The sequence below is a fragment of the Nitrobacter sp. Nb-311A genome, assembly GCF_000152905.1.
Classification (GTDB): Bacteria; Pseudomonadota; Alphaproteobacteria; order Rhizobiales; family Xanthobacteraceae; genus Nitrobacter.
On sequence record NZ_AAMY01000005.1, the window covers coordinates 118,471 to 138,574 of the forward strand.

At 60.8% G+C, this 20,104-nt stretch carries 23 protein-coding genes and 1 tRNA gene; 14 read left to right on the top strand and 10 right to left on the bottom strand.

The window, feature by feature from the left end; all coding sequences use genetic code 11:
- The first annotated feature begins 432 nt into the window (after nucleotides 1-432).
- From nirB to NB311A_RS03240, 3 genes are all read left to right on the top strand, one after another.
- Nucleotides 433-2,895 (top strand): nitrite reductase large subunit NirB, encoded by a 2,463-nt coding sequence (nirB, locus tag NB311A_RS03230; protein ID WP_009797023.1) that lies wholly within the window; start codon nucleotides 433-435, stop codon nucleotides 2,893-2,895.
- Nucleotides 2,892-3,221: a nitrite reductase small subunit NirD gene (nirD, locus tag NB311A_RS03235; protein WP_009797024.1), complete on the top strand. Its 330-nt coding sequence runs from the start codon at nucleotides 2,892-2,894 to the stop codon at nucleotides 3,219-3,221. Before nirB ends, nirD begins: the two co-directional genes overlap by 4 nt.
- 300 nt (nucleotides 3,222-3,521) lie before the next feature.
- Nucleotides 3,522-3,995, top strand: a complete 474-nt coding sequence (locus NB311A_RS03240; RefSeq protein ID WP_086008672.1) for a VOC family protein — start codon at nucleotides 3,522-3,524, stop codon at nucleotides 3,993-3,995.
- Between the two features lie 184 nt (nucleotides 3,996-4,179).
- Here NB311A_RS03240 and NB311A_RS03245 read toward each other — a convergent pair whose 3' ends face one another.
- On the bottom strand, nucleotides 4,180-4,500 hold the full coding sequence (locus NB311A_RS03245) for a hypothetical protein (protein WP_116394706.1): 321 nt from the start codon (nucleotides 4,498-4,500) through the stop codon (nucleotides 4,180-4,182).
- 302 nt (nucleotides 4,501-4,802) lie between these two features.
- On the bottom strand, nucleotides 4,803-5,036 hold the full coding sequence (locus NB311A_RS03250) for a hypothetical protein (protein ID WP_009797028.1): 234 nt from the start codon (nucleotides 5,034-5,036) through the stop codon (nucleotides 4,803-4,805).
- A 245-nt stretch (nucleotides 5,037-5,281) separates the two neighbouring features.
- Here NB311A_RS03250 and NB311A_RS21760 point away from each other — a divergent pair, with 245 nt between their 5' ends.
- Nucleotides 5,282-5,431 (top strand): hypothetical protein, encoded by a 150-nt coding sequence (locus tag NB311A_RS21760; protein ID WP_009797029.1) that lies wholly within the window; start codon nucleotides 5,282-5,284, stop codon nucleotides 5,429-5,431.
- A gap of 423 nt (nucleotides 5,432-5,854) precedes the next feature.
- Here the strand turns inward: NB311A_RS21760 and NB311A_RS03255 are convergent.
- Nucleotides 5,855-5,939: transfer RNA gene (locus NB311A_RS03255), tRNA-Leu, on the bottom strand.
- Between the two features lie 329 nt (nucleotides 5,940-6,268).
- Between NB311A_RS03255 and NB311A_RS03260 the strand changes: the two genes are divergently transcribed.
- Nucleotides 6,269-6,811, top strand: coding sequence for a disulfide bond formation protein B (locus tag NB311A_RS03260; RefSeq protein WP_009797031.1), 543 nt, complete (start codon nucleotides 6,269-6,271; stop codon nucleotides 6,809-6,811).
- Nucleotides 6,812-7,011: 200 nt separating this feature from the next.
- Here NB311A_RS03260 and NB311A_RS03265 read toward each other — a convergent pair whose 3' ends face one another.
- Nucleotides 7,012-7,266, bottom strand: coding sequence for a PsiF family protein (locus NB311A_RS03265; RefSeq protein ID WP_009797032.1), 255 nt, complete (start codon nucleotides 7,264-7,266; stop codon nucleotides 7,012-7,014).
- Between the two features lie 181 nt (nucleotides 7,267-7,447).
- On the opposite strand from NB311A_RS03265, the gene NB311A_RS03270 reads away from it, so the two are divergent.
- Both NB311A_RS03270 and NB311A_RS03275 read left to right on the top strand, forming a co-directional pair.
- Nucleotides 7,448-7,888, top strand: coding sequence for a hypothetical protein (locus NB311A_RS03270; protein ID WP_009797033.1), 441 nt, complete (start codon nucleotides 7,448-7,450; stop codon nucleotides 7,886-7,888).
- Between the two features lie 33 nt (nucleotides 7,889-7,921).
- On the top strand, nucleotides 7,922-8,563 hold the full coding sequence (locus NB311A_RS03275; RefSeq protein WP_009797034.1) for a DsbA family protein: 642 nt from the start codon (nucleotides 7,922-7,924) through the stop codon (nucleotides 8,561-8,563).
- Nucleotides 8,564-8,688: 125 nt separating this feature from the next.
- On the opposite strand, the gene NB311A_RS03280 is transcribed toward NB311A_RS03275, so the two are convergent.
- Nucleotides 8,689-9,102: a group III truncated hemoglobin gene (locus NB311A_RS03280; protein ID WP_245256913.1), complete on the bottom strand. Its 414-nt coding sequence runs from the start codon at nucleotides 9,100-9,102 to the stop codon at nucleotides 8,689-8,691.
- Nucleotides 9,103-9,393: 291 nt separating this feature from the next.
- Between NB311A_RS03280 and NB311A_RS03290 the strand changes: the two genes are divergently transcribed.
- On the top strand, nucleotides 9,394-9,846 hold the full coding sequence (locus NB311A_RS03290; RefSeq protein WP_009797037.1) for an Rrf2 family transcriptional regulator: 453 nt from the start codon (nucleotides 9,394-9,396) through the stop codon (nucleotides 9,844-9,846).
- Nucleotides 9,847-9,860: 14 nt separating this feature from the next.
- On the opposite strand, the gene NB311A_RS03295 is transcribed toward NB311A_RS03290, so the two are convergent.
- The 4 genes from NB311A_RS03295 to NB311A_RS03310 all read right to left on the bottom strand — a co-directional run bounded on the left by NB311A_RS03295 (nucleotide 9,861) and on the right by NB311A_RS03310 (nucleotide 14,116).
- The gene (locus NB311A_RS03295; RefSeq protein WP_009797038.1) at nucleotides 9,861-10,832 is read right to left on the bottom strand and encodes a S1C family serine protease; all 972 of its coding nucleotides are present in this window, start codon (nucleotides 10,830-10,832) and stop codon (nucleotides 9,861-9,863) included.
- A 129-nt stretch (nucleotides 10,833-10,961) separates the two neighbouring features.
- Complete coding sequence (locus tag NB311A_RS03300; protein ID WP_040673863.1) at nucleotides 10,962-11,519, bottom strand: HNH endonuclease; 558 nt, start codon at nucleotides 11,517-11,519, stop codon at nucleotides 10,962-10,964.
- Nucleotides 11,520-11,823: 304 nt separating this feature from the next.
- Entirely contained in the window at nucleotides 11,824-13,338 is a 1,515-nt protein-coding gene (locus NB311A_RS03305; protein ID WP_040673864.1) for an ATP-binding protein, read from the bottom strand.
- 124 nt (nucleotides 13,339-13,462) lie between these two features.
- A complete protein-coding gene (locus NB311A_RS03310; protein ID WP_009797041.1) occupies nucleotides 13,463-14,116 on the bottom strand; it encodes a DNA-3-methyladenine glycosylase in 654 nt (217 codons plus the stop codon).
- Between the two features lie 45 nt (nucleotides 14,117-14,161).
- Between NB311A_RS03310 and gluQRS the strand changes: the two genes are divergently transcribed.
- Both gluQRS and NB311A_RS03320 read left to right on the top strand, forming a co-directional pair.
- The gene (gene gluQRS, locus NB311A_RS03315) at nucleotides 14,162-15,034 is read left to right on the top strand and encodes a tRNA glutamyl-Q(34) synthetase GluQRS (protein WP_009797042.1); all 873 of its coding nucleotides are present in this window, start codon (nucleotides 14,162-14,164) and stop codon (nucleotides 15,032-15,034) included.
- Nucleotides 15,035-15,153: 119 nt separating this feature from the next.
- Entirely contained in the window at nucleotides 15,154-16,410 is a 1,257-nt protein-coding gene (locus NB311A_RS03320) for an ATP-binding protein (RefSeq protein ID WP_040673865.1), read from the top strand.
- Here the strand turns inward: NB311A_RS03320 and NB311A_RS03325 are convergent.
- Nucleotides 16,337-17,230 (bottom strand): YihY/virulence factor BrkB family protein, encoded by an 894-nt coding sequence (locus NB311A_RS03325; protein ID WP_040673835.1) that lies wholly within the window; start codon nucleotides 17,228-17,230, stop codon nucleotides 16,337-16,339. The genes NB311A_RS03320 and NB311A_RS03325 overlap by 74 nt on opposite strands.
- 144 nt (nucleotides 17,231-17,374) lie before the next feature.
- Here NB311A_RS03325 and NB311A_RS03330 point away from each other — a divergent pair, with 144 nt between their 5' ends.
- The 4 genes from NB311A_RS03330 (at nucleotide 17,375) to NB311A_RS03345 (ending at nucleotide 20,018) form a co-directional block, all read left to right on the top strand.
- Nucleotides 17,375-17,569, top strand: a complete 195-nt coding sequence (locus NB311A_RS03330) for a twin transmembrane helix small protein (RefSeq protein ID WP_040673866.1) — start codon at nucleotides 17,375-17,377, stop codon at nucleotides 17,567-17,569.
- 29 nt (nucleotides 17,570-17,598) lie between these two features.
- Nucleotides 17,599-18,171 carry a cob(I)yrinic acid a,c-diamide adenosyltransferase gene (locus NB311A_RS03335; RefSeq protein ID WP_009797046.1) on the top strand — a complete coding sequence of 191 codons (573 nt, stop codon included), beginning with the start codon at nucleotides 17,599-17,601 and terminating at the stop codon, nucleotides 18,169-18,171.
- Nucleotides 18,172-18,324: 153 nt separating this feature from the next.
- Nucleotides 18,325-19,074 carry an electron transfer flavoprotein subunit beta/FixA family protein gene (locus NB311A_RS03340; protein WP_009797047.1) on the top strand — a complete coding sequence of 250 codons (750 nt, stop codon included), beginning with the start codon at nucleotides 18,325-18,327 and terminating at the stop codon, nucleotides 19,072-19,074.
- Nucleotides 19,074-20,018, top strand: a complete 945-nt coding sequence (locus NB311A_RS03345) for an electron transfer flavoprotein subunit alpha/FixB family protein (RefSeq protein WP_009797048.1) — start codon at nucleotides 19,074-19,076, stop codon at nucleotides 20,016-20,018. Before NB311A_RS03340 ends, NB311A_RS03345 begins: the two co-directional genes overlap by 1 nt.
- The last annotated feature ends 86 nt before the right edge of the window (nucleotides 20,019-20,104 follow it).

The window sequence follows — 20,104 nt, forward strand, 5'->3', positions numbered from 1 at the left end:
TGTCGAGAAGGAAGCCTTGCGTTTGACCTCAGCAAGGCGGCAAAATGAAAAGTGTAAGGCAGGGAAACCAGGAACGGACACGACCCGTTCCCGGATACGCCTTGGAGCGAGCGAATTTGTATAATAAGCGAAATCCGTTCATACCCGCTCATCTCCATGGATTTATTCGAAAATTCCTGTTTTCTGAAGACGCGGTTGAGGGTGGAAGATGCCGTTTCCTCCCATGCCAGGCCGCCGCCGCTGTTGCGCTGCACAAATTTTCAGCATCGTTTTGCCCCCATAACGAGCGATCCCGCTCCGTCGTCCTTACAAGCGGTCGATTCCGGTAGCGGTTTTGATAGCGGCGTGTTTGCATTTTCGGGATTGGCATGGGTCTTGCGTTATTGATCCGCGACGGCTCTCTCTATCTGAGGACGACGGAGCAAGATCGAAATGAACAAAAAAGAGAGGCTCGTCATCGTCGGCGCAGGCATGGCCTCCGGACGCATGCTCGAGCATCTGTTCGAAACTGACCCTGAACGTTTCGACATTACCCTTTTTGGAGCGGAGCCGCGCGGGAACTACAACCGCATCATGCTGTCGCCGGTGTTGGCAGGCGAGAAGTCGTTCGATCAGATCGTCACGCATGATGCGGCCTGGTATGATGCCCATCAGGTCGAATGCCGCTTCGGCGAGACGATTACGCGCATCGATCGCGCGGCGAAGATGGTGTGCTCGGCAAGCAGCGAAACTCCTTACGACAAGCTTGTGATCGCGACCGGATCCGCTCCCTTCATGATCCCCGTCGCCGGGCGGGACTTGCCGGGCGTCATGGCATTTCGCGACTATGACGACGTCCAGGCGATGGTGGCCGCAGCCAGAAAAAAGGGCGCCAAGGCTGTCGTCATCGGCGGCGGCCTGCTCGGACTGGAGGCTGCGGCGGCGCTCAGGCTGTATGGCATGGAGGTGGTGGTCCTGCATCTGATGGGCCACCTGATGGAGCGTCAGCTGGACGCGGCGGCGGGCTATCTCTTGCAGAAGGAACTGGAGAGCCGCGGCATCAAGGTTCATTGCAAGGCGCAGACCAGCGCGATCGTAGGACATGGGCGCACCGAAGCGGTGTTGCTGGATGACGGCACCCTTTATCCGGCCGATATCGTTGTGATGGCGGTCGGCATTCGTCCCGAAGCCCGGATCGCGACCGATGCGGGCCTCCATGTCGAGCGTGGCATCGTCGTGGACGACCGGATGCTGACATCCGATCCGGACATTCTCGCCATCGGCGAGTGCTGCGAGCATGGCGGCATCTGCTATGGCCTCGTCGCGCCGCTCTACGACATGGCCAAGGTCGCGGCGAAGACTTTGACAGGAGTTGAAGCGGCGTTCCGCAGCATCGAAACAGCGACTCAGTTGAAGGTGACCGGCGTGAGCCTTTATTCGGCAGGCGACTTCGCCGACGCGCCTGATCGGGAAGATATCGTGCTGCGGAATTCGGGCGCGGGAATCTACAAGCGGCTCGTGCTGAAGGACAATCGCATTGTCGGCGCGGTGCTTTACGGCGAAACCACGGACGGCGCCTGGTACTTCGATATGCTGCGCAAGGGGACGGATGTCTCGGAGGTGCGCGAGACGCTGATCTTCGGCCAATCCCGTCAGGGAGGCGCATCCCTCGACCCGATGGCGGCAGTCGCAGCCTTGCCGGATGATGCGGAGATTTGCGGCTGCAACGGCGTCTGCAAGGGCAAGATCGTATCGGCCATCATCGCCAAGGATCTGACGTCGCTCGACGACGTGCGCGCCCACACCAAAGCGTCCGCCTCCTGCGGCTCCTGCACCGGTCTCGTCGAGCAGCTCATGACACTGACGCTCGGGGATAAGTACAATCCCGGCGCCGTACAGCCGATATGCGGTTGCACCACGCTTGGCCATGGCGATGTCCGCCGGCTGATCAAGGCCAAGAGTCTGAAGACCATTCCCGCCGTGATGCAGGAACTGGAATGGAAGACCTCATGCGGCTGCGCGAAGTGCCGGCCGGCGCTCAACTACTATCTCGTCTGCGACTGGCCGGACGAATATGCCGATGACTACCAGTCGCGTTTCGTCAACGAGCGTGTTCATGCCAACATTCAGAAGGATGGCACCTATTCGGTTGTGCCGCGCATGTGGGGCGGCGTCACCAGCGCCAAGGAACTGCGCGCCATCGCTGACGTGGTCGATAAATTTCACATTCCCACCGTGAAGGTCACGGGCGGCCAGCGCATCGACATGTTGGGCGTCAGGAAGGAGGACCTGCCTGGGGTGTGGGCCGATCTCGGCAGAGCCGGCTTTATCTCGGGTCATGCCTATGCCAAGGGCCTGCGCACGGTCAAAACCTGCGTCGGGTCGGACTGGTGCCGCTTCGGCACGCAGGATTCGACCGGGCTTGGCATCCGCATCGAGAAATTCATGTGGGGCTCGTGGACTCCGGCCAAGGTCAAGATGGCCGTCTCAGGCTGTCCGCGTAACTGCGCCGAGGCAACGTGCAAGGACGTCGGCGTGATCTGCGTCGACTCCGGCTATGAGATCCATTTCGCCGGCGCGGCGGGTCTCGATATCAAGGGCACCGAGGTTCTGGGGGTCGTAAAGACCGAGGACGACGCGCTGGAGCATATCGTGGCGCTCGTCCAGATGTACCGCGAGCAGGCCCACTATCTGGAGCGCATCTATAAATGGGCGAAGCGCGTCGGCCTCGACGAGATCCGCCGCCAGATTCTGGAGGATCCCCAGAAGCGCAAGGCTTATTTCGATCGCTTCGCCTTCAGCCGGAAGTTCGCCCAGGTCGATCCGTGGTCTGAACGCGTATCCGGCAAGGACAAGCACGAATTCCGGCCGATGGCGGCGATCGGCTTTCCGGTTGTAGCAGAGGGAGCACTATGAGCTGGATTGCGATTGGCGTGACGGCGGATATCCCGCTTCGCGGCGCGCGCTGCGTCACGACGCCTCAAGGGCCGATTGCGGTGTTCCGCACTGTCGAGAATCGCTTCTTCGCTATCGAGGACCGCTGTCCACACAAGGGAGGACCGCTGAGCCAGGGTATCGTTCATGGCGCCCAGGTCACCTGTCCGCTGCACAACTGGGTGATCTCGCTTGAGACGGGGATGGCGCTGGGCGCCGATGAGGGTTCTGTCCGCACCTTCGCGCTGAAGGTGGAGGGCGAAAAGCTCCTGATATCGTCGGAAGCGCTCGCCAGAAGAACCGCATGACCGGAAGCGATTTGCCGATCAGCGTCAGATGCTCGGTTCGATCAGCAGTGCGTGCGCGACCTCTATCACGCTACTTATAGCGTTTTCGAGCGAAGTGAAGTCCCGGTTCGCGTGGAGAAAACCCGCCAAATCAAAAGCTGCGGTCATAATGGTCGAGGGCCGTTGTAGATTGCGGAGGAGGAACTTCCTGTGCCGGGAGTGTATTCTGCATCACCGTGTGCCGCTGAGGCTGACTGTGAATCGATCGCTGCGCCAATGAGCAGGAGTCGGTTTTCAAAAGCAGAGGGACAAGCAATGACAATCGCCAAGAACACGATCTGTCTATGGTACGACAAGGACGCCGAGGCCGCGGCCCGGTTCTATGCCGAAACTTTTCCTGACAGCTCGGTGAGCGCGGTTCACCGCGCTCCCAGCGATTACCCGTCCGGCAAGGCCGGCGATGTGCTGACAGTCGAATTCACAGTGGCGGGTATCCCCTGTCTCGGCCTCAATGGCGGGCCTGCGTTCAAGCATAACGAGGCCTTCTCATTCCAGATCGCCACGGAGGATCAGCAAGAGACCGACCGCTACTGGAACGCCATCGTCGGCAATGGCGGTCAGGAAAGCGCTTGCGGTTGGTGCAAGGACAAATGGGGCATCTCCTGGCAAATCACGCCGCGCGTGTTGACCGAGGCGCTCGCCGTCGGCGGCGATGAAGCAAAGCGCGCGTTTGAGGCGATGATGGATATGAAGAAAATCGATGTCGACGCGATCAAGGCGGCTCGGCGCGGTTGAGGGGGCCTGCCCGGACCCTGCGTCGGGTCTTTGATCGGCTGTCCGGATTGTCTCATTCCAGCCGCCATTCATTGGACGTGGCCATGTCCTCAATGAGGTGCCAGCGCCTGATCCGCTCCGGTGTCGGGGACGCATAGAACCGCTGCCACGCCGCCCTGAACGCGTCTTTTGCAGCAGCGTTGCGTCATATATCCCGCTCAAACTCCATGACGGCGTCGAGATTCTCTGGAGCGAGCTTTTCTTCCGCAACCCAGACATCTCCTTCGCGTTTAAGATCACCGGGGCAAACACGTCTGGCGTTGAGAGGTTCAAAGTCCGCCGGAAGTGTTCCTACACGGCGACCGCGGTGCATGACCGGGACACGTTCGATCCCCAGCCACTGGATGAGATTGCCAGCCCCAAATTGCGCCACGGCGTTTTCATCGAGCGTCACATAACGGCCGTCGTCTAACTGATACGTAACGGTCCCGCGCCTTTGGCCTTCTTTTCGTTCTATCTTTCTCATCTCTCCATCCTGCTTGGGGTGCATCAGGACTAAGCCGCAAAGACGGTGGAAAGTTCTCGACTTTATTAGCTTTTCACATCGGCCTCATTCCTTCTCGGACCCGTGTCGTCCATGAAGACAGAGATGAAAAAGGCGCCATGGATCTGATTTGAAAGGAGTTGATGAAAATCCCGGAACCCCGGGTTGGGCCATCCCGAGTCTGGCAGGAATCGAGGGGGGCTCGAGACGGTCCGGTTCGTTGACTCAACGTCGCCGCGGCGTGTCGGTGAGTTGACTGACGGCGTGGCCGTCCGCACTTCTCCCTATCTCGATCCGATCGCCTCAATCTCTTCGTCGACAAGTTTTTTAAGCAGGTAGAGCGCTGTTTCTTCGTACGATAAATCCGGCAGTTTCTTGATCGCGGGGACTGCAGCCGTGAAGTTTTCTGGAAACAGACGGACCAAATCGTCGCTCTTATCGGCTTCATAGTCCGCGGTGTATAGCCGTCTTCTTCCCCGGTATTTGATGAGGCCAGTGATCTGGTCTTCGTTGCTCATGGTCGTACCTTCCGTTCGGCTTGTCTCGGATCAATGATAACCTCCCTCGCTTGATGATCTCAATGGCGTTTGCTCAATTGACCATCACTGACGGTTCGATGCCGTGGAAATGTTGGCCGGGCCGACTCCGTGGAGACTCTACGCGCGCGCTCTTCTTCCCGATTTCTTCGCTTGCGCTATCCCGAACGGAATCGGTTCGCTCATACTCTGTTTCGGCATCAGCCAAGTAACCGAACGAGTACCGAATGGGTGACGAGCAACCGGCCGCGCGCTCCAATGCGCGCGACCAGCTGAGCGATGTCAATGACTCGCGCCTATCTCGTGTTTCTCTTCCTTCGCTGTTTCGAAAAATGATGGTTCATATGGTGGTCTTTGTAGGCATCCGTTCTCCCTGATCTGCTGACTCCCCTGGCGGTATTCGCCCCCTGCTCGCTGACAGTGGGCACGCCGCTATGCGGATGAGCACCACCGTCGACGTTGTCAGCGAATGAGGCGGAAGCCGAACCAAAAGCCAGCCCGACAGCAAGGGCGGCTACTGCAATTGCGTTTTTCATCGTTCTCTCCAATGTTGGTCTCGCAGGGCAATATATAACTCCGACGCGCAGCGTTCCAGATTAGGTGCAAGTTTAGGCTAACGGCAGGTAGGGTTAAGGCGCGTGGGCGCTGGAGCTGCCCGGATTGGCCGATACCGATGGGCTTGGGACAGAATTTGATCTGGTGGGGGAAGCTCCCGCAATCGTGGACTTGCAGCACGGCCATGCGGGACGTTTTCGTGTGCCTGTTGATCGGAGGTAGGGGGAGCGCAGCCGAGAAGTTTCTGGTGCCCCTGGCCGGAATCGAACCAGCACTCCTTGCGGAACTCGATTTTGAGTCGAGCGCGTCTACCAGTTCCGCCACAGGGGCATTCGCGAGTCCCATGCCGATGCGGCGGTGGTCTTGCGAAGCGGGGCGGACTATAGCTGCCGATCCCGGTCGGTCAACCCGGCGCGACAGGCGCACCGCTACAAGGGGGGCATTGGCCCTCGAAACACTCCTGTCAAAGGCCGCAGGTTAAGGGATGCAGGCTCGACAGCGGCGAGCCTCGCAGGCTATAGCCTCTTCGAGCGAAGCGTATCCTCGGGCTTGACCCAGGATTGACACCGGTTCGCATGAAGAAAACGTGTCAGAACAAAATCATAGTGCTTCGTTTCTGATTTTCTCAGGCGCGAAAAAGCGTTTCGCCGGAGGAAGCCGTGGCCCTTGATGCTGTCGTGAAATCCACCTCCGGACCCGGTAACCGAAAAATCGCCTTCGCGGCGGCGCTGGCCGTGGCCTTCATCGCTACGGCGACAATTGCAGGCGCATGGTTTTTTCAGCTCGTGCTGGAGATCCTGCCGTGTCCGCTCTGTCTGGAGCAGCGCTATGCCTATTATTTCGCGGTGCCATTTGGCCTGCTCGTGGCATTTGCCATCGCGAAGGGCGCGCCACGTTGTCTCATCATACCCCCACTCGCCGTTCTCGTGCTGGTGGCGCTGGGCAACGCGGGGCTCGGCGCCTATCATGCCGGGGTGGAATGGGGCTTCTGGCTGGGGCCGATCGAGTGCAGCGGAACGGTGCTCGATCTGGGCAAGGGAAGCCTGCTTGAGAATCTCGACAGGGTGAAGGTCGTGCGTTGCGACGAGGTGCAGTGGCGGTTCCTCGGCCTGTCGCTCGCTGGCTATAACGCGCTGATTTCGCTGCTGATGGCGGCAATCGCCGGATGGGGGATCGCGGCGTTGGCAGGCAAGGTCAGGTAAACTCTGGGCAGATGGTCTTGGCTGGCGGGATGAGGTTGTAGCGGCTTTTCGCCGGCATCCTCTCATCTCATCGCGCCTTAGCGGACCAGCCACCAGCATACGCCGCTTCGCCTGCGTTCGATCGTTCTATCAGGTCTCGGATGGCAAGCCCGATAGTGTCGCAGCTTGGTTGACCAGGCGACACTATCGGACGAGCGGGATCAGTTCGGCTTGGCCGCGTTCGCCTTGCACTCGGCGAGGAATTTCTTGCGTTCCTTGCCGTGCAGGCTCTTGGCGTTGGCCTCTTTCGAGCATTCCAGCGAAGCTGCGGTGCGCGGCTTCTGGGCCTTCTTGGCGGCGGGCGCCATCTTCGAAGCCGGCGCGGGCGTCTCTGGCGCGGGGGCTTGGGCGAAAGCCGTTCCGCCAAGGAGCAGTGATGCCGCGACGACCGCTATGACGCGGGGAAACATGGTCATGGGAATCCCTCAGGTTGATGACGGCCGCACCATCGCGGAGGCGAGCTGAACAATGGCTGAACGGCATCGGGCCGATCTGAACATGAGGCTTTTTTGAGTGCCGGTTCGGGCTCGGCGTTGAAACGGCTGGCGGCAACGCTAGGATGTCGGCCCATCCTTGATGTCCCGGAAAGACAGACACATGACATGTTATTTGAAATTGCTTGGCGCCGTGACGGCGGCCGGTCTGGTTGCGCTTTCGGCGCTGCCCGCCAAGGCGTTGACCGCGCAGGAGTGCAGCGCAAAGTATCAGGCCGCCAAATCAGCGGGCACGCTCGACGGTCAGAAATGGAACGACTTCCGCAAGGCTCATTGCGGAGCGGCGGCGCCGACGGCCCCGGAGGCAGCCGAAACGTCCGCGCCCAAGACCGCAAATCCTTCGGCCGCGTCAGCGGGCAACGCGGTTTTCCCCTCGCCGGTGTCGTCGAAATATGCCAGCGAACCTGCTGGCAAGGCGCGCAGGCACACCTGCCTCGATCAATACAGGGCCAACAAAACCAGCAACTCGAATGGCGGGTTGAAATGGATCATGAAGGGCGGCGGCTATTACAGCGAATGCAGCAAGCGGCTCAAGGGGGTCTGATCGATCGTGCCGCAATCGCACGAGAGGCCCAGCATGCCGACAAGACGCGGGTTGCTGCGAGTCTTCGGCGTAGGAGCGGTTTCGGCGGGTCTGACGTGCGCGCCGACGCTTGCCGAAGCTTCTGACGAAGTTCTGACTGAAGCTCAGGTGTTGCGCGATCAAGAGATTCCGGCGGCGGGCAACGCGCACGGCGACATCACGATCGTCGAGTATTTCGATTACAACTGTTCCTATTGCCGCAAGCTCGCGCCGGAGCTCGCGCAGGTGGTGCACGACGACGGCAAGGTCCGGCTGATTTTCAAGGATTGGCCGATCCTCGGTCCCGTCTCCGTCTATGCGTCGCGTCTGGCGCTGGCGTCCAAGTATCAGGGTAAGTTCATTGTCGCGCACCAGGCCCTGATCAGTACGGGTTCACGTTTGACCGAGTCGCGCGTTCGCCAACTGCTGGCGGATGCGAAGATCGACGTCGATCGCGCGCTCAAGGACATGACCGCCAATGCCGGCGCGATCGGCTCCATCCTGAAGCGTAACAACGATCAGGCGATTGCCTTCGGGTTCAACGGGACGCCTTCGTTTATTATCGGCAAATTCCGTGTGCCGGGCGTATTGACCAAGATGCAGTTCGGCCAGGCCATCGCGGATGCGCGCAAGGCGGCCGCCGCGAAGACAAGGTGAGGTGCACGCATTTTCCGGTGAAGTGGATACGGCTCGCCGGCCGGAAGCGCCGCGCCGGCATATCAAAACAGAGTTTGCTTCAACGCAGTTGAATCTGATTTGAGCGTGGCGTCAGGTCCGCCGGCTCATGTCACGTTCGTGGAAGCCTGCGGCGGCCACGGCCGGTCAGGTCGATAGAACACCGCAATTTTCAGGCTTTCAGCGATGCGTTCGGCCTTTTCCATGAAGGCGGCGCGGATCGGCTCACCGCACAGTTCGCGGCAGGTCTCGTCGAAGAGTGCAAGCCATTGGGTGAACAGCTCCGGCCTCATGCCTGGTATCACCATGTGTTTCATCATGGGATTGCCCTTGTAGCGGCCGGTGGTCAGCATCACCGATGACCAGAACGCGTACATCTTCTCAAGATGGTGGGGCCAATTATCCTTGATCTTGTTCTCGAAAACCGGCCCCAGCTCAGAATCGGCGCGCACCTTCGTATAAAAGGCGTCGACGAGCTGGCGGATGCCGGCCTCGGTTACGTGATCCATTTTGTCGGGCATGAGCGTCATGCGAGAAAGGCCATTAGAATGACCCCGGCCACTGTCCAAATCAATGAGTTTACCAACATGCGGACCAGGTGGGAATAATCCCCGGAGTTATTTCGGATTCCGAGCGCGTTGCAGACGACGGTCCCCGGTAGCAAAAAAGGCTTTGCGACGGTGTCGCTGATCGTGGCGTTCTCGCTCATAAAACGATCCTTTGCAGAAGTCCGCATCTCTATACATCCGCGGTTGCGTAAAAGCAATATATGAAATATAGCTTTTACGTGATCGCTTTCACGGGAAACATGCATGCGCCTCACCACCTATTCGGATTACGCGTTGCGGGTGCTGATGTATCTCGCACTCAAGTCCGATGGGCTGTCGACGATCGCAGAGATAGCCGGAAGCTATGACGTTTCCGAAGCTCACTTGATGAAGGTGGTTCACCAGCTGGGAGTAGCGGGATATATCGAAACCGTGCGCGGCCGCGGCGGCGGATTGCGCCTCGCCAAGCCCGCCGAGGCGATCAGACTGGCAGAGGTCATTCGTACGACTGAGCCGGATATGGCGATCGTGTCGTGCTTGAAGCCGCTTAACGCGCCCTGCATGATCAACCCTAGCTGTGTGCTCAAGCGCGCATTGGAGCGGGCGCAGCAAGCTTTCATGGAGGTTCTGGAAGGATATACGCTGGCCGATCTCACAGCTCCCCGTGCCCGTCTTTCCAGTCTGCTCGGCATCGCTTCAAACGCCTCAATGCGATAGACGTCACGTCGGGCTCAGTGAAGTCTGGGCTTCTTCAGCATCAGGGCGCGGTCTATGGATGTGACCACGACGTCGAAGGTATCCCCCTCGCGATGGAGCGTCAGCGGCACGTCGACGCCTGCGGAACCCAGCGCCCACAATTTTCGATAGAACTGGGCCGCGTCCGACACCTTTTCTCCTTTCACCGCGAGGATGGCGTCGCCTGCGCGCAGTTCGGCGCGGTCTGCCGGTCCTTTCGGCGCGATGCCAACGGCGACCACCCTGCCTTCAATCTCGGCGGTGTATATGCCGAGCCAGGGTCGGGCTGGCCTGTTGACCCGCCCAAACTTCCGGAGGTCGTCGAGAACGGGCTTCAGCAGATCGACCGGCACGTTCATGTTGAGATGCCGGTTGCGGCGGGCGTCCTCCCGTTCGAGCTGTAGTGAACCGATCCCGATCAGTTCGCCCGCTGCCGAGATCAGGCCGGTGCCGCCCCAATTGGGATGCGCCGGGCAAGTGAAGATGGCTTCGTCGATAAGGTATTCCCAGTAGCCGGCGAATTCCTCCTTTGAAATGATCTGGCCGGCGAGTGAACGAGACCGTCCGCCAACTCCGGCGACCACGACCGGGTCATTGACTCTGGCGGCGGCCGACGAGCCTAGCGGCAGCGGTTCAAGATCGAGATCACCGAGTGCCTGTACCAGGCCGAAGCCGCTTTCCCGATCGACGCCAACCGTGTCCGCCTGCATCACGCGGCCGTCCGCAAGGTGCAGCCATACGGTTTCCGCCTCGGTGATGACATAGCCAATCGTCAGAACGAGGCCATCGTCGATGACGACGCCGTTGCCGGCGCGCTCGATGCCGAGCGTGTCCGCGGTGAGGGCGTCGGGCGGAACAAAGGAATGCAGTCCGACGACGGCGGATAGCGCGCGGTCCAGATCGAAGAGGTAGTCTTCGGGGCGCGGCTGCGCGGAGCTTGGCACCTTCCATTCGGTCAATGAAGCCATGCGGATTCTCCGTGCGGTGCGTGCGGACGGCCGTTCACAGGCATCAGAAGACTGCAGCAATTAGCTTGCGCGAGCAATCAGCTTATGCGCCCGGCGTCCTCGCTGGAAGCAGCATGACGACGTTGTGACTTAAGGATCGAGTTCGGTATCCCAATAGAGATAGTCCAGCCAACTGTCGTGCAGATAGTTCGGCGGAAACAACCTGCCGTTCCGGTGCAGCTGATGCACGGTCGGTGCGAAGGGTGCCTGGCGCGGGAACATCCCGGCCTGTTGTGGCGTCAGGTTTCCCTTACGCAAATTGCAGGGTGAGCAGGCCGCGACGACGTTGTCCCAGGTGGTCTGACCGCCTTTGCTGCGCGGAATGATGTGGTCGAAGGTGAGATCCTCGACAGCCGTGCAGTACTGACACATGAACCTGTCGCGCAGGAAGACATTGAAGCGGGTGAAGGCGGGGTGGGTCGATGGCTTGACGAAGGACTTCAACGATACCACGCTCGGAAGCTGTATTTCGAACGAGGGACTGCGCACCGCCCGGTCGTAGCGTTCGACGATGTTGACGCGATCGAGGAACACCGCCTTGATCGCATCCTGCCACGACCAAAGAGACAGCGGATAGTAACTCAGCGGCCGGAAATCTGCGTTCAGGACCAGCACCGGCCAGCCGCCCTGTGAGACATGCGCGTTCAAATAGCGCCTCCAGAGCACTTTCCCGGCAAAGAGAACGCCGGTTGCCGCGGAAAATGCATCCAATATCTACGAGTGAGCGCACTCTGATCGCAAAACCGGCACTTTCGCGGAGCGCGCTCCAGTTCCATGTCTGGCCGCATCGGCCTTGAACGGCATACTACAGGCAGCGTGACGGGATTGTGAAGAGCGCAAGTCCTGCTTTCTGCCGGGCGACGCCTGTCGGCCGGTTGGGATATTCACCACCCCACGATGACGTTTGAGTGCGCGGGTGGTCCTCGGAGGACGGCGAGATGTTGCGGAATCGCTAAGCGGAGAGCTTGGCGAGCGCCTGGCTCAACTCGTGAATTTCGTAGGGTTTTCTGAGAATGTGAAAATCCAGCCGGCGTCCGGCTAGCGCTTCGCTGTAACCGGTGGCCAGCAGCACCGGTAAATGCGGATACATGGCGCGGAGCACCTTCGCCAGACCGAGGCCATCCATTTTCCCCGGCATGACGATGTCCGTGAAGACGAAATCGATTCCATTACGCTCGATCTCCAACAATGCGGCCTCTGCGCTGTTGGAGATTCGCACGCGATAGCCGAGCTGTTCAAGCAAGCCCGCGCTTACCTCCGCGACATCCGGATTGTCTTCGACGAGCAGGACGGTGCCGCCTCTCGTGTCGCGGCGGCTCGACCTGTTCTCCTCCGCACAAAGCGTTTCGGCGGGCGGAAGATAGAGCGTGATTGTGGTGCCACAGCCAAGCTCGCTCTCGATGGCGACATGCCCACCGGCTTGATGAGCGAAGCCGTGCACTTGCGATAATCCGAGTCCCGTTCCTTTTCCGACGGGTTTCGTTGTAAAGAACGGGTCGAACACCTTTGCAAGGATATCCTTCGGAATACCGTCTCCGTTATCCTCAACTGAAATGGCGACATAGCGTCCTTCGGTTTCGTTCGTTTTGGTTATGTTTCGCGCCTTCACGATGAGCTGTCCGCCGTCGTTCATGGCGTCGCGCGCGTTGATGGCTAGGTTAAGCAGCGCCGTCTCGAATTCGGTTGCATCGATCGTGACCGGCCACAAGTCGTCGGCGGTGTCGATATGCAGGGTGATCGCATTGCCGAGGCCGCTCTGAAGAACCTCGGCAATCGAGTGGATGCGTTTGGAGATATCGGTCGGCAAGGGATTGAGGCTTTGCCGCCGGGAGAACGTCAGCAGTTGCTTGGTAAGCGTGGTTCCGCGTTTCGTCGCTGTCTCGATGGCGTGAACCGCCCGTAGCGCTTTCGGGTCGTCCTCGACAATTTTTTTCAAGGTCTGGATATTGCCGCTGACGACCATCAGTAGATTATTGAAGTCGTGAGCGACGCCGCCCGTGAGCTGGCCGAGCGCATCCATCTTCTGCGATTCCGCAAGCTGCCGCTGCACGCGCTCGAGCTTCTGCTGGGCCTCGCGGCGTTCCGTGATGTCCCGCGTGACCTTGGCAAAACCGATGAGATTTCCAAAGTCGTCGCGAATGGCGTCAATCACGACGCTGGCCCAGAAAAAGGAACCGTCCTTGCGAACCCGCCAACCTTCTTCGTCGTATCGTCCCGTGGAACTGGCGATTTTCAGGGCGCGGGCAGGTCGCCCGGCAGCGCGGTCCGAGTCGGTATAAAAACGCGAGAAGTGCTGGCCGACGATTTCGTCGGGTTTGTATCCCTTGATGCGCTCCGCACCTGCGTTCCAGTTGATGATGGTCCCCGTGGGATCCAGCATGAAGATCGCGTAGTCGATAACCCCCTGAACGAGAACTCGATGTTCTCTGTCGAACAGGCTCTTGTTATTCTTATGGTTTTTTGACATTTCCCGGCGCTTGTTCCCCATAGCCAGCGATATAATCGTCGTACAATCAATAAGTTCCAGTCTTGGGGACCCCATGTCGGCACGGGCCACGCCGCTCCGGCGGCCCAAGCGTTCCCCCAGGGGGCTATTTCGTTTGGGGCGAAATACCTTCTCTGCGCTTAATGAGCTTGTAGTACGCCCACCACAAATGCGCCGCGGCGCCGCGCCGCGGTCGCCATGGCTCCGCCAGCGGCATCATCTGTTTCGGCGTCGGCCGCATCGTCAGCCCGAGCCCGACCTTGATCGCCTCCTGAAGCGCGACGTCGCCGGCAGGCCAGGCGTCGCCATGGCCAAGGCAGAACAGCAGATAAACGTCGGCGGTCCACGGTCCGATGCCGCGGTGCCGGACCAGCGTCGCATGAGCAGCGTCGGCATCCTCCTCGGCGAGCACGTCCAGGTTGAGCCGGCTCGCCGAAATCTCGCGCGAGAGCAGCTTCAGCGTGGCGATCTTCGCCGCCGACAATCCCAGCCCGGCGAGGTGGTCGGCGCGCGCGTCTCGAATTGCGTCCGGATGGAACGGCTTGAAGGCGGCGCTGAGCCTTTCCCAGATCGCGCCTGCGCTTGCGGTCGATAATTGCTGGCCGCAGACGATCGCGGCGAGGCCTTCGAAACCAGCCTCTCGCCGGCGCAGGACAGGAAGGCCGGCGCGCGCGAGGATCGGTTTCAGCCGCGAATCCTGCTTCACCAGCGCAGTGACCGCCTCGTCAAGATCGGATTGGGTTTCCAGGCGGACAGTCATTCGTTAGTACTTCAACGTCACGGCCGGTTATGCAAGCAAAGATCAATGCCGCCACCCGTTCTCCGTTTTGCGCCGTCGCCCAACGGTTTTTTGCATCTCGGACATGCCTTTTCGGCGTTATTGAATTTCCAATCCGCCCGGCAGAGGGAAGGGCGGCTTCTGCTGCGGATCGAGGACATCGACGCAACCCGGTGCCGCCCCGAGTTTGAAACGGCGATCTACCAAGATCTCGCCTGGCTTGGAGTTTCATGGGAAAGGCCGGTGCGGCGGCAATCTGAGCATCTCGCCGATTATCGCGCAGCGCTCGACCGGCTCGCTGCGCTGGGGGTGCTTTATCCGAGTTTCGAGAGCCGCGCCGAGATCGCGGCGCTGGTCAAGGCGCGCGAAGCAAACGGTGCCTGGCCGCGCGATCCCGACGGCGCGCCGCTTTACCCGGGCACGGCGAAACCGCTCCCGGCCATCGACCGCGACCGGCGGCTGCGGTCCGGCGCGCCCTTCGCGTTGCGTCTCGATATGGAGGCGGCGCGCCGGCTCGCAGGTGATCTCGCCTGGATCGAGCGAGGCTCCGGCCCGGACGGGGAGACCGGCGAAATTCTGGCGCGGCCGGAAATCTGGGGTGACGTCGTTCTCGCCCGCAAGGATATCCCCACCAGTTACCATTTGTCGGTCGTGATCGATGATGCGCTCCAGGGGGTGACCGAGGTGATGCGCGGGCTGGACCTGTTCAGGTCGACCGCCGTGCATCGGCTGTTGCAGAAAATCCTGGATTTGCCCCAGCCGGTTTACCACCACCACGATTTGATCCGCGATAGCGAGGGAAGGAAGCTGTCCAAGTCCTCGGAGGCGACCGGGCTGCGGGAGCTCCGTGCGCGCGGGATCACGCCTGCGCAGGTCCGCGGTCTTGTCGGCCTGCCTTGAAACCGCCGCAACGCGCCTGCGTTGGTTCGCCGTAAAGCATCTTTGCATGACAAACCATCCACGACGTGACTCGTGCATTCGGGCCGTGGCATGCTGGCGCAGGTGGGGAAAGCAAAATCATGGCGCCGACATCGCGCGGGTTGGGCAGGCCGCAGACGCCTAAAAGGCAAGCGGTGAAAAAGCGTGTTCTGAAGAAGTCTCCAAAGGCTGCAAAGACCAGACGGTCGTCTTCTCAATCGACGTCCGGCGTCGTCGAGGCTGCGCTCGCTGCGTTTGCGCATGAGGTGCGTACGCCGCTCACCGGGATTCTCGCCGTCAGCGATCTGCTCGCCACCTCCGATCTCGGCGAACGCGAGCGGCGTTGGGTTGAGACCATCAAGGCCGGCGCTGACCATCTCGCCAGTCTGGCGACGCTGTTCGTGGATGCGGCGCGAAGCCGCCGTTCGGCGCCGGGCGGCCGGCAGGATTTCTTCGATCTTCGAGCGCTGGCGCGCAACGCCGGCGACTCGCTGGCCGGCCGGGCAACGGCCAAGGGCCTGCGTTCCGCTGTCGAGATTTCAGACAGATTGCCGGTGTTCGTGACCGGCGATTCCGTCCGCCTGCGAGCGGCGCTGGAGAATCTTATCGACAATGCGGTCAAGTTCACCGAGCAGGGTGACGTCGTTCTTAGGGTCACGGCGCCCCGGCGGTCGGGGAAAAAAATAAGCGTGACCTTCGTGGTGTCCGATAGCGGGATCGGCTTGTCTCTCGCCGAGATCAGGCGGCTGTTCCGACCGTACTCGCAGGCCAATGTCTCGATCGCATCGCGCTTCGGAGGCGCCGGCCTCGGACTCTCCTCGGTGAAGCAACTGGCGCGCGCGATGGGCGGAGACGTCATGGCGACGCAGCGGCGCGGCGGGGGCACCACGTTCACGTTCACCGTTCTGCTGACGCCAGCTGAGGGGCCGGTATCGATCCCGTCCGGCAACGACCTCGGCAGCCCTTCGAATGTTTCGAACGGACTCCGGATTCTCAGCGTTGAGGATAATCCGTTCGGGCGCGTGGTGCTCAACACAATTCTTACCGAACTCGGCCATCAGGCTGAGTTCGTCGGACGAGGCGAGGATGCCGTCCATCGCATCGCGCAAGGAGGATTTGATGCGGTGCTGATGGATATGGTGCTGCCTGGAATCACCGGCGTTGAGGCGATCGGGCGTATCCGGGCGCTTGACGCGCCCGTGGGGCGCGTTGCCATCATTGGCATGTCCGGCAGAAGCGAGGATGAGGCGGCATCGCGCGCGGCCGGCGGCGACGTGTTTCTGCTCAAGCCTGTTTCTCCGAGGGCTTTAGCGACTGCGCTGCTTGAAGCGAAACACCGCGCGGCAACCTCGACTTGATGATCGCCGCGTTCAGTTCTCCGCCGAAAACGAAGATCGCGGCGATGAAATAGAGAAACACCAGCGCGATGACGACCGATGCGAGGCCCGCATACATGGTGACGTAATTATTGGCGAAGCGTGCAAGGTAAAGGCCGAAGCCGATGCCCGACATCAGTGAGGCCAGCATGGTGAAGACGATGCCGGGGATGATCTGCCGGAAGGATCGCCGGCCCGCCGGCAGCCACGCGTGCAGGATCAGCAGCGCCACAAACATCGCCAGGATGGTGATTCCGTAGCGGGCGATGTTGAGCAGGCTTTCATTCGATTCGACGATCAGCGGGATATGGCGTTTCGCGGCGGCGATGATCAACGGACCGAGCACGATCAGGAACGCCATCGCCAACGCCGTCACTGCGGCAACCAGCGTATATCCGATCGATTCCAGTCGCAGCCAGTACCAGCGACGCGACTCGATCACCGCATAGGCGCGGTTCAACGCGACCCGCAGGCTTTCGACGCCGTTCGACGCAAAGTAGACCGCTAGCACGAGGCCGATCGTCAACGCATCGCCGCGCGATGTCGTCAGCACGTCATGGATTTCGCTGGACAACGTATTGGCGACCTGCTCCGGCCAAATCTGCAGCATCAGCTGTGCCGCCTGATCGGCGAGCTCCTTGGATCCGAAGAAGCCCGCCAGGGACGTCAGGACGATCAGAAACGGGAAGAGCGCCATCAGCACCGATAGTGCGATATGGCTTGCGATCGCCCAGCCGTCATCGGCGAGAAACGTATAGAAGGCGTCCATTCCGACCAGACGGAGGTATCGGATTTGTCTCACGTTTCACCCTGAACAAGGTCGAACGACGCCTTCCCGGCACCGTTTATTGTCTGAGATCAATACACAAAAGGCCAGATCGTTGCGCGAAGCTGAATCTCCTTTCCGGCAATGGCGCCGCCGCGGTTCCGGTGTTATGTGTACGCCATGACAGTATTTCTGAGCATGGTTTTGGTTCCCGTCGCGGTGGCCTCGGTGGCTACGGTGCTGGTGATGGGTCTGGTCAACATGATGCGGGGGGGTAATCCCAACCTCTCGCAGAAGCTCATGCGAATGCGGGTTTTCCTGCAGTTCGTGGCGATCATCATCGTCATGGTGACGATCTGGATGCTGGGGCAGTGACGGATTGAGACCCCGGCGCCGGAGGACTGATGGTCGTTCTCAACCGAATCTATACGCGCACGGGCGATGACGGCACCACCGCGCTTGGCACCGGTGAGCGGCGCCCGAAATACGATCTCCGTGTCGGCGCCTACGGGACCGTTGATGAGACCAACGCCGCGATCGGCGTGGTCCGGTTGCATCTCGCCGGCGCGCCCGATCTCGATGGGATGTTGGGCCGCATCCAGAACGATCTGTTCGATCTCGGCGCTGACCTTGCGGTGCCTCAGCGCGAGGGCAAAGCCGAACGGCTTCGGGTGGTGTCCAGCCAGGTCGCGCGTCTGGAGAACGACATCGACAGCCTCAATGCGGGGCTTCCCGAGCTGACATCGTTCGTGCTGCCGGGAGGGGCGCCTGCCGCGGCTTACCTTCATCTGGCTCGAACCATTTGTCGCCGCGCGGAACGTATGATGGTGGAACTCGCTGCGCGGCCGGGCGAACCGGTCAGCGATGCCGCCGTGAGATACATGAACCGGTTGTCGGATTTTCTGTTTGTCGCCAGCCGTTTTATCAACGCCGGAAGCGGGGGCGATGTGCTCTGGACACCCGGTCAAAACAGATGATCGCGACCCGATCGCTTCTTGGCTGCGCCGGGATGGTCGGAGGCCGCGTTTTTTGGCCTTCCCGCGTTGACCACCGGAAACGGGACCTTTAGGTTCCGCGCCGAAGCTCACACTCGCGGTTGATCCAACCACGCTCGGTTCGAGAGAGGGTCTATGAAGATTCTGGTGCCGGTCAAGCGGGTTGTCGATTTCAACGTGAAAATCCGTCTCAAGGGTGACGGATCGGGCGTCGAGCTTGCTAACGTCAAGATGTCGATGAATCCTTTCGACGAAATCGCGGTCGAGGAGGCCTTGCGGCTTCAGGAAGCGGGCAAGGCCGCCGAAGTCGTGCTGGTGTCGATCGGTCCCGCTGAAGCCGCGGAAACGATCCGCACCGGTCTCTCCATGGGCGCAGACCGCGGTATCCTGATCAAGTCCGACTCACCCGTGGAGCCGCTGGCGGTTGCCAAGCTCCTCAAGGCTGTTGTCGAAGAGGAAGGGCCCGGACTGATCATTCTTGGCAAGCAGGCCATCGACGACGATTCAAACCAGACCGGTCAGATGCTGGCGGGCTTGCTCGGGTGGGCGCAGGCGACCTTTGCGTCCAAGCTCGAAGTCGACGGGGCCTATTTCAATGTGGTGCGCGAAGTGGATGGCGGGCTTCAGACGGTCAGGCTGAAAAAACCGGCGATCGTGACGACGGATCTGCGGCTCAACGAGCCGCGCTATGCCAGTCTTCCGAACATCATGAAGGCGAAGAAGAAGCCGATCGTGGTGAGGGCGGCCAACCAATATGGTATCGATCTCGCGCCGCGCCTCGAAATCCTCAAGACTACAGAACCTCCGGGCCGTAAGGCGGGCGTCAAGGTCAAGGACGTCGCCGAACTGGTGTCCAAGCTCAGGGACGAAGCTGGGGTAATCTGATGACCACCTTGTTGATCGCAGAACATGACAACGCGTCGCTGAAGGACGTCACGAGCAAGGCGCTGACCGCGGCCATTCAGCTCGGCTCGCCGGTCGAAGTGCTTGTCGCGGGTGAGAACGCCAAGGCCGCCGCCGAGAGCGCGGCGAAGCTGGAGGGCGTCGCGAAAGTTTTGCTCGCGGATGGCCCGGCCTATGGCCACGACCTCGCCGAGCCGCTCGCCGCGCTGATCCGCTCGCTGGCGGCCGGTTACGATGCATTGATCGCGCCGGCAACGTCTCGTTTCAAGAATGTGATGCCGCGCGTTGCGGCGTTGCTCGACGTGATGCAGATCTCCGAAATCATCAAGGTGGTCGCGCCCGACACTTTTGAACGGCCGATCTACGCCGGCAATGCGATCCAGACAGTCAGATCCAGGGATGCCAAGAGGGTCATCACGGTGCGTACCTCGACCTTTGCCGCGGCCGGGGAAGGCGGCAGCGCTCCGGTGGAGACCGTCGCCGCGGTGGCCGATCCGGGGTTGTCGAGTTTCGTCGGCGAGCGGGTTGCCAGGAATAATCGTCCGGAATTGGCTTCGGCGAGGATCATCGTTTCCGGAGGCCGCGGCATGCGAAGCAGCGCGAACTTCACCAAGTATATCGAGCCGCTGGCGGACAAGCTCGGCGCCGGCGTCGGTGCGTCGCGAGCCGCCGTGGACGCGGGTTTCGCGCCGAATGACTGGCAGGTCGGGCAGACGGGCAAGGTGGTGGCGCCGGACCTTTACATCGCCGTCGGCATTTCCGGCGCAATCCAGCATCTCGCCGGAATGAAGGATTCCAAGGTGATCGTGGCGATCAACAAGGACGCGGATGCGCCTATCTTCCAGGTCGCGGATTACGGCCTGGTGGCTGACCTGTATCAGGCGGTTCCTGAACTCACGGAAGAACTTGGAAAGCTGGACCGCTGACGATGATCCGGAGGAGTGCTATCGGCGCAACGGACTTCCGCCAGTGGTTGTGCAAGAATGGAGTGCGCCGCGGTCTGCGCGGCTCG

Coding starts and splice junctions, on each gene's coding strand:
- NB311A_RS03340 (WP_009797047.1), top strand. CDS start 18,325: ATGAAGATTCTGGTGCCGGTCAAGCGGGTTGTCGATTTCAACGTGAAA.
- NB311A_RS03320 (WP_040673865.1), top strand. CDS start 15,154: ATGGCGCCGACATCGCGCGGGTTGGGCAGGCCGCAGACGCCTAAAAGG.
- NB311A_RS03305 (WP_040673864.1), bottom strand. CDS start 13,338: ATGTCAAAAAACCATAAGAATAACAAGAGCCTGTTCGACAGAGAACAT.
- NB311A_RS03290 (WP_009797037.1), top strand. CDS start 9,394: ATGCGCCTCACCACCTATTCGGATTACGCGTTGCGGGTGCTGATGTAT.
- NB311A_RS03280 (WP_245256913.1), bottom strand. CDS start 9,102: ATGCCCGACAAAATGGATCACGTAACCGAGGCCGGCATCCGCCAGCTC.
- NB311A_RS03250 (WP_009797028.1), bottom strand. CDS start 5,036: ATGAGCAACGAAGACCAGATCACTGGCCTCATCAAATACCGGGGAAGA.
- NB311A_RS03310 (WP_009797041.1), bottom strand. CDS start 14,116: ATGACTGTCCGCCTGGAAACCCAATCCGATCTTGACGAGGCGGTCACT.
- NB311A_RS03265 (WP_009797032.1), bottom strand. CDS start 7,266: ATGACCATGTTTCCCCGCGTCATAGCGGTCGTCGCGGCATCACTGCTC.
- nirD (WP_009797024.1), top strand. CDS start 2,892: ATGAGCTGGATTGCGATTGGCGTGACGGCGGATATCCCGCTTCGCGGC.
- NB311A_RS03330 (WP_040673866.1), top strand. CDS start 17,375: ATGACAGTATTTCTGAGCATGGTTTTGGTTCCCGTCGCGGTGGCCTCG.
- NB311A_RS03270 (WP_009797033.1), top strand. CDS start 7,448: ATGACATGTTATTTGAAATTGCTTGGCGCCGTGACGGCGGCCGGTCTG.
- NB311A_RS03335 (WP_009797046.1), top strand. CDS start 17,599: ATGGTCGTTCTCAACCGAATCTATACGCGCACGGGCGATGACGGCACC.
- NB311A_RS03245 (WP_116394706.1), bottom strand. CDS start 4,500: ATGAGAAAGATAGAACGAAAAGAAGGCCAAAGGCGCGGGACCGTTACG.
- NB311A_RS03275 (WP_009797034.1), top strand. CDS start 7,922: ATGCCGACAAGACGCGGGTTGCTGCGAGTCTTCGGCGTAGGAGCGGTT.
- nirB (WP_009797023.1), top strand. CDS start 433: ATGAACAAAAAAGAGAGGCTCGTCATCGTCGGCGCAGGCATGGCCTCC.
- NB311A_RS21760 (WP_009797029.1), top strand. CDS start 5,282: ATGGGTGACGAGCAACCGGCCGCGCGCTCCAATGCGCGCGACCAGCTG.
- NB311A_RS03345 (WP_009797048.1), top strand. CDS start 19,074: ATGACCACCTTGTTGATCGCAGAACATGACAACGCGTCGCTGAAGGAC.
- gluQRS (WP_009797042.1), top strand. CDS start 14,162: ATGCCGCCACCCGTTCTCCGTTTTGCGCCGTCGCCCAACGGTTTTTTG.
- NB311A_RS03295 (WP_009797038.1), bottom strand. CDS start 10,832: ATGGCTTCATTGACCGAATGGAAGGTGCCAAGCTCCGCGCAGCCGCGC.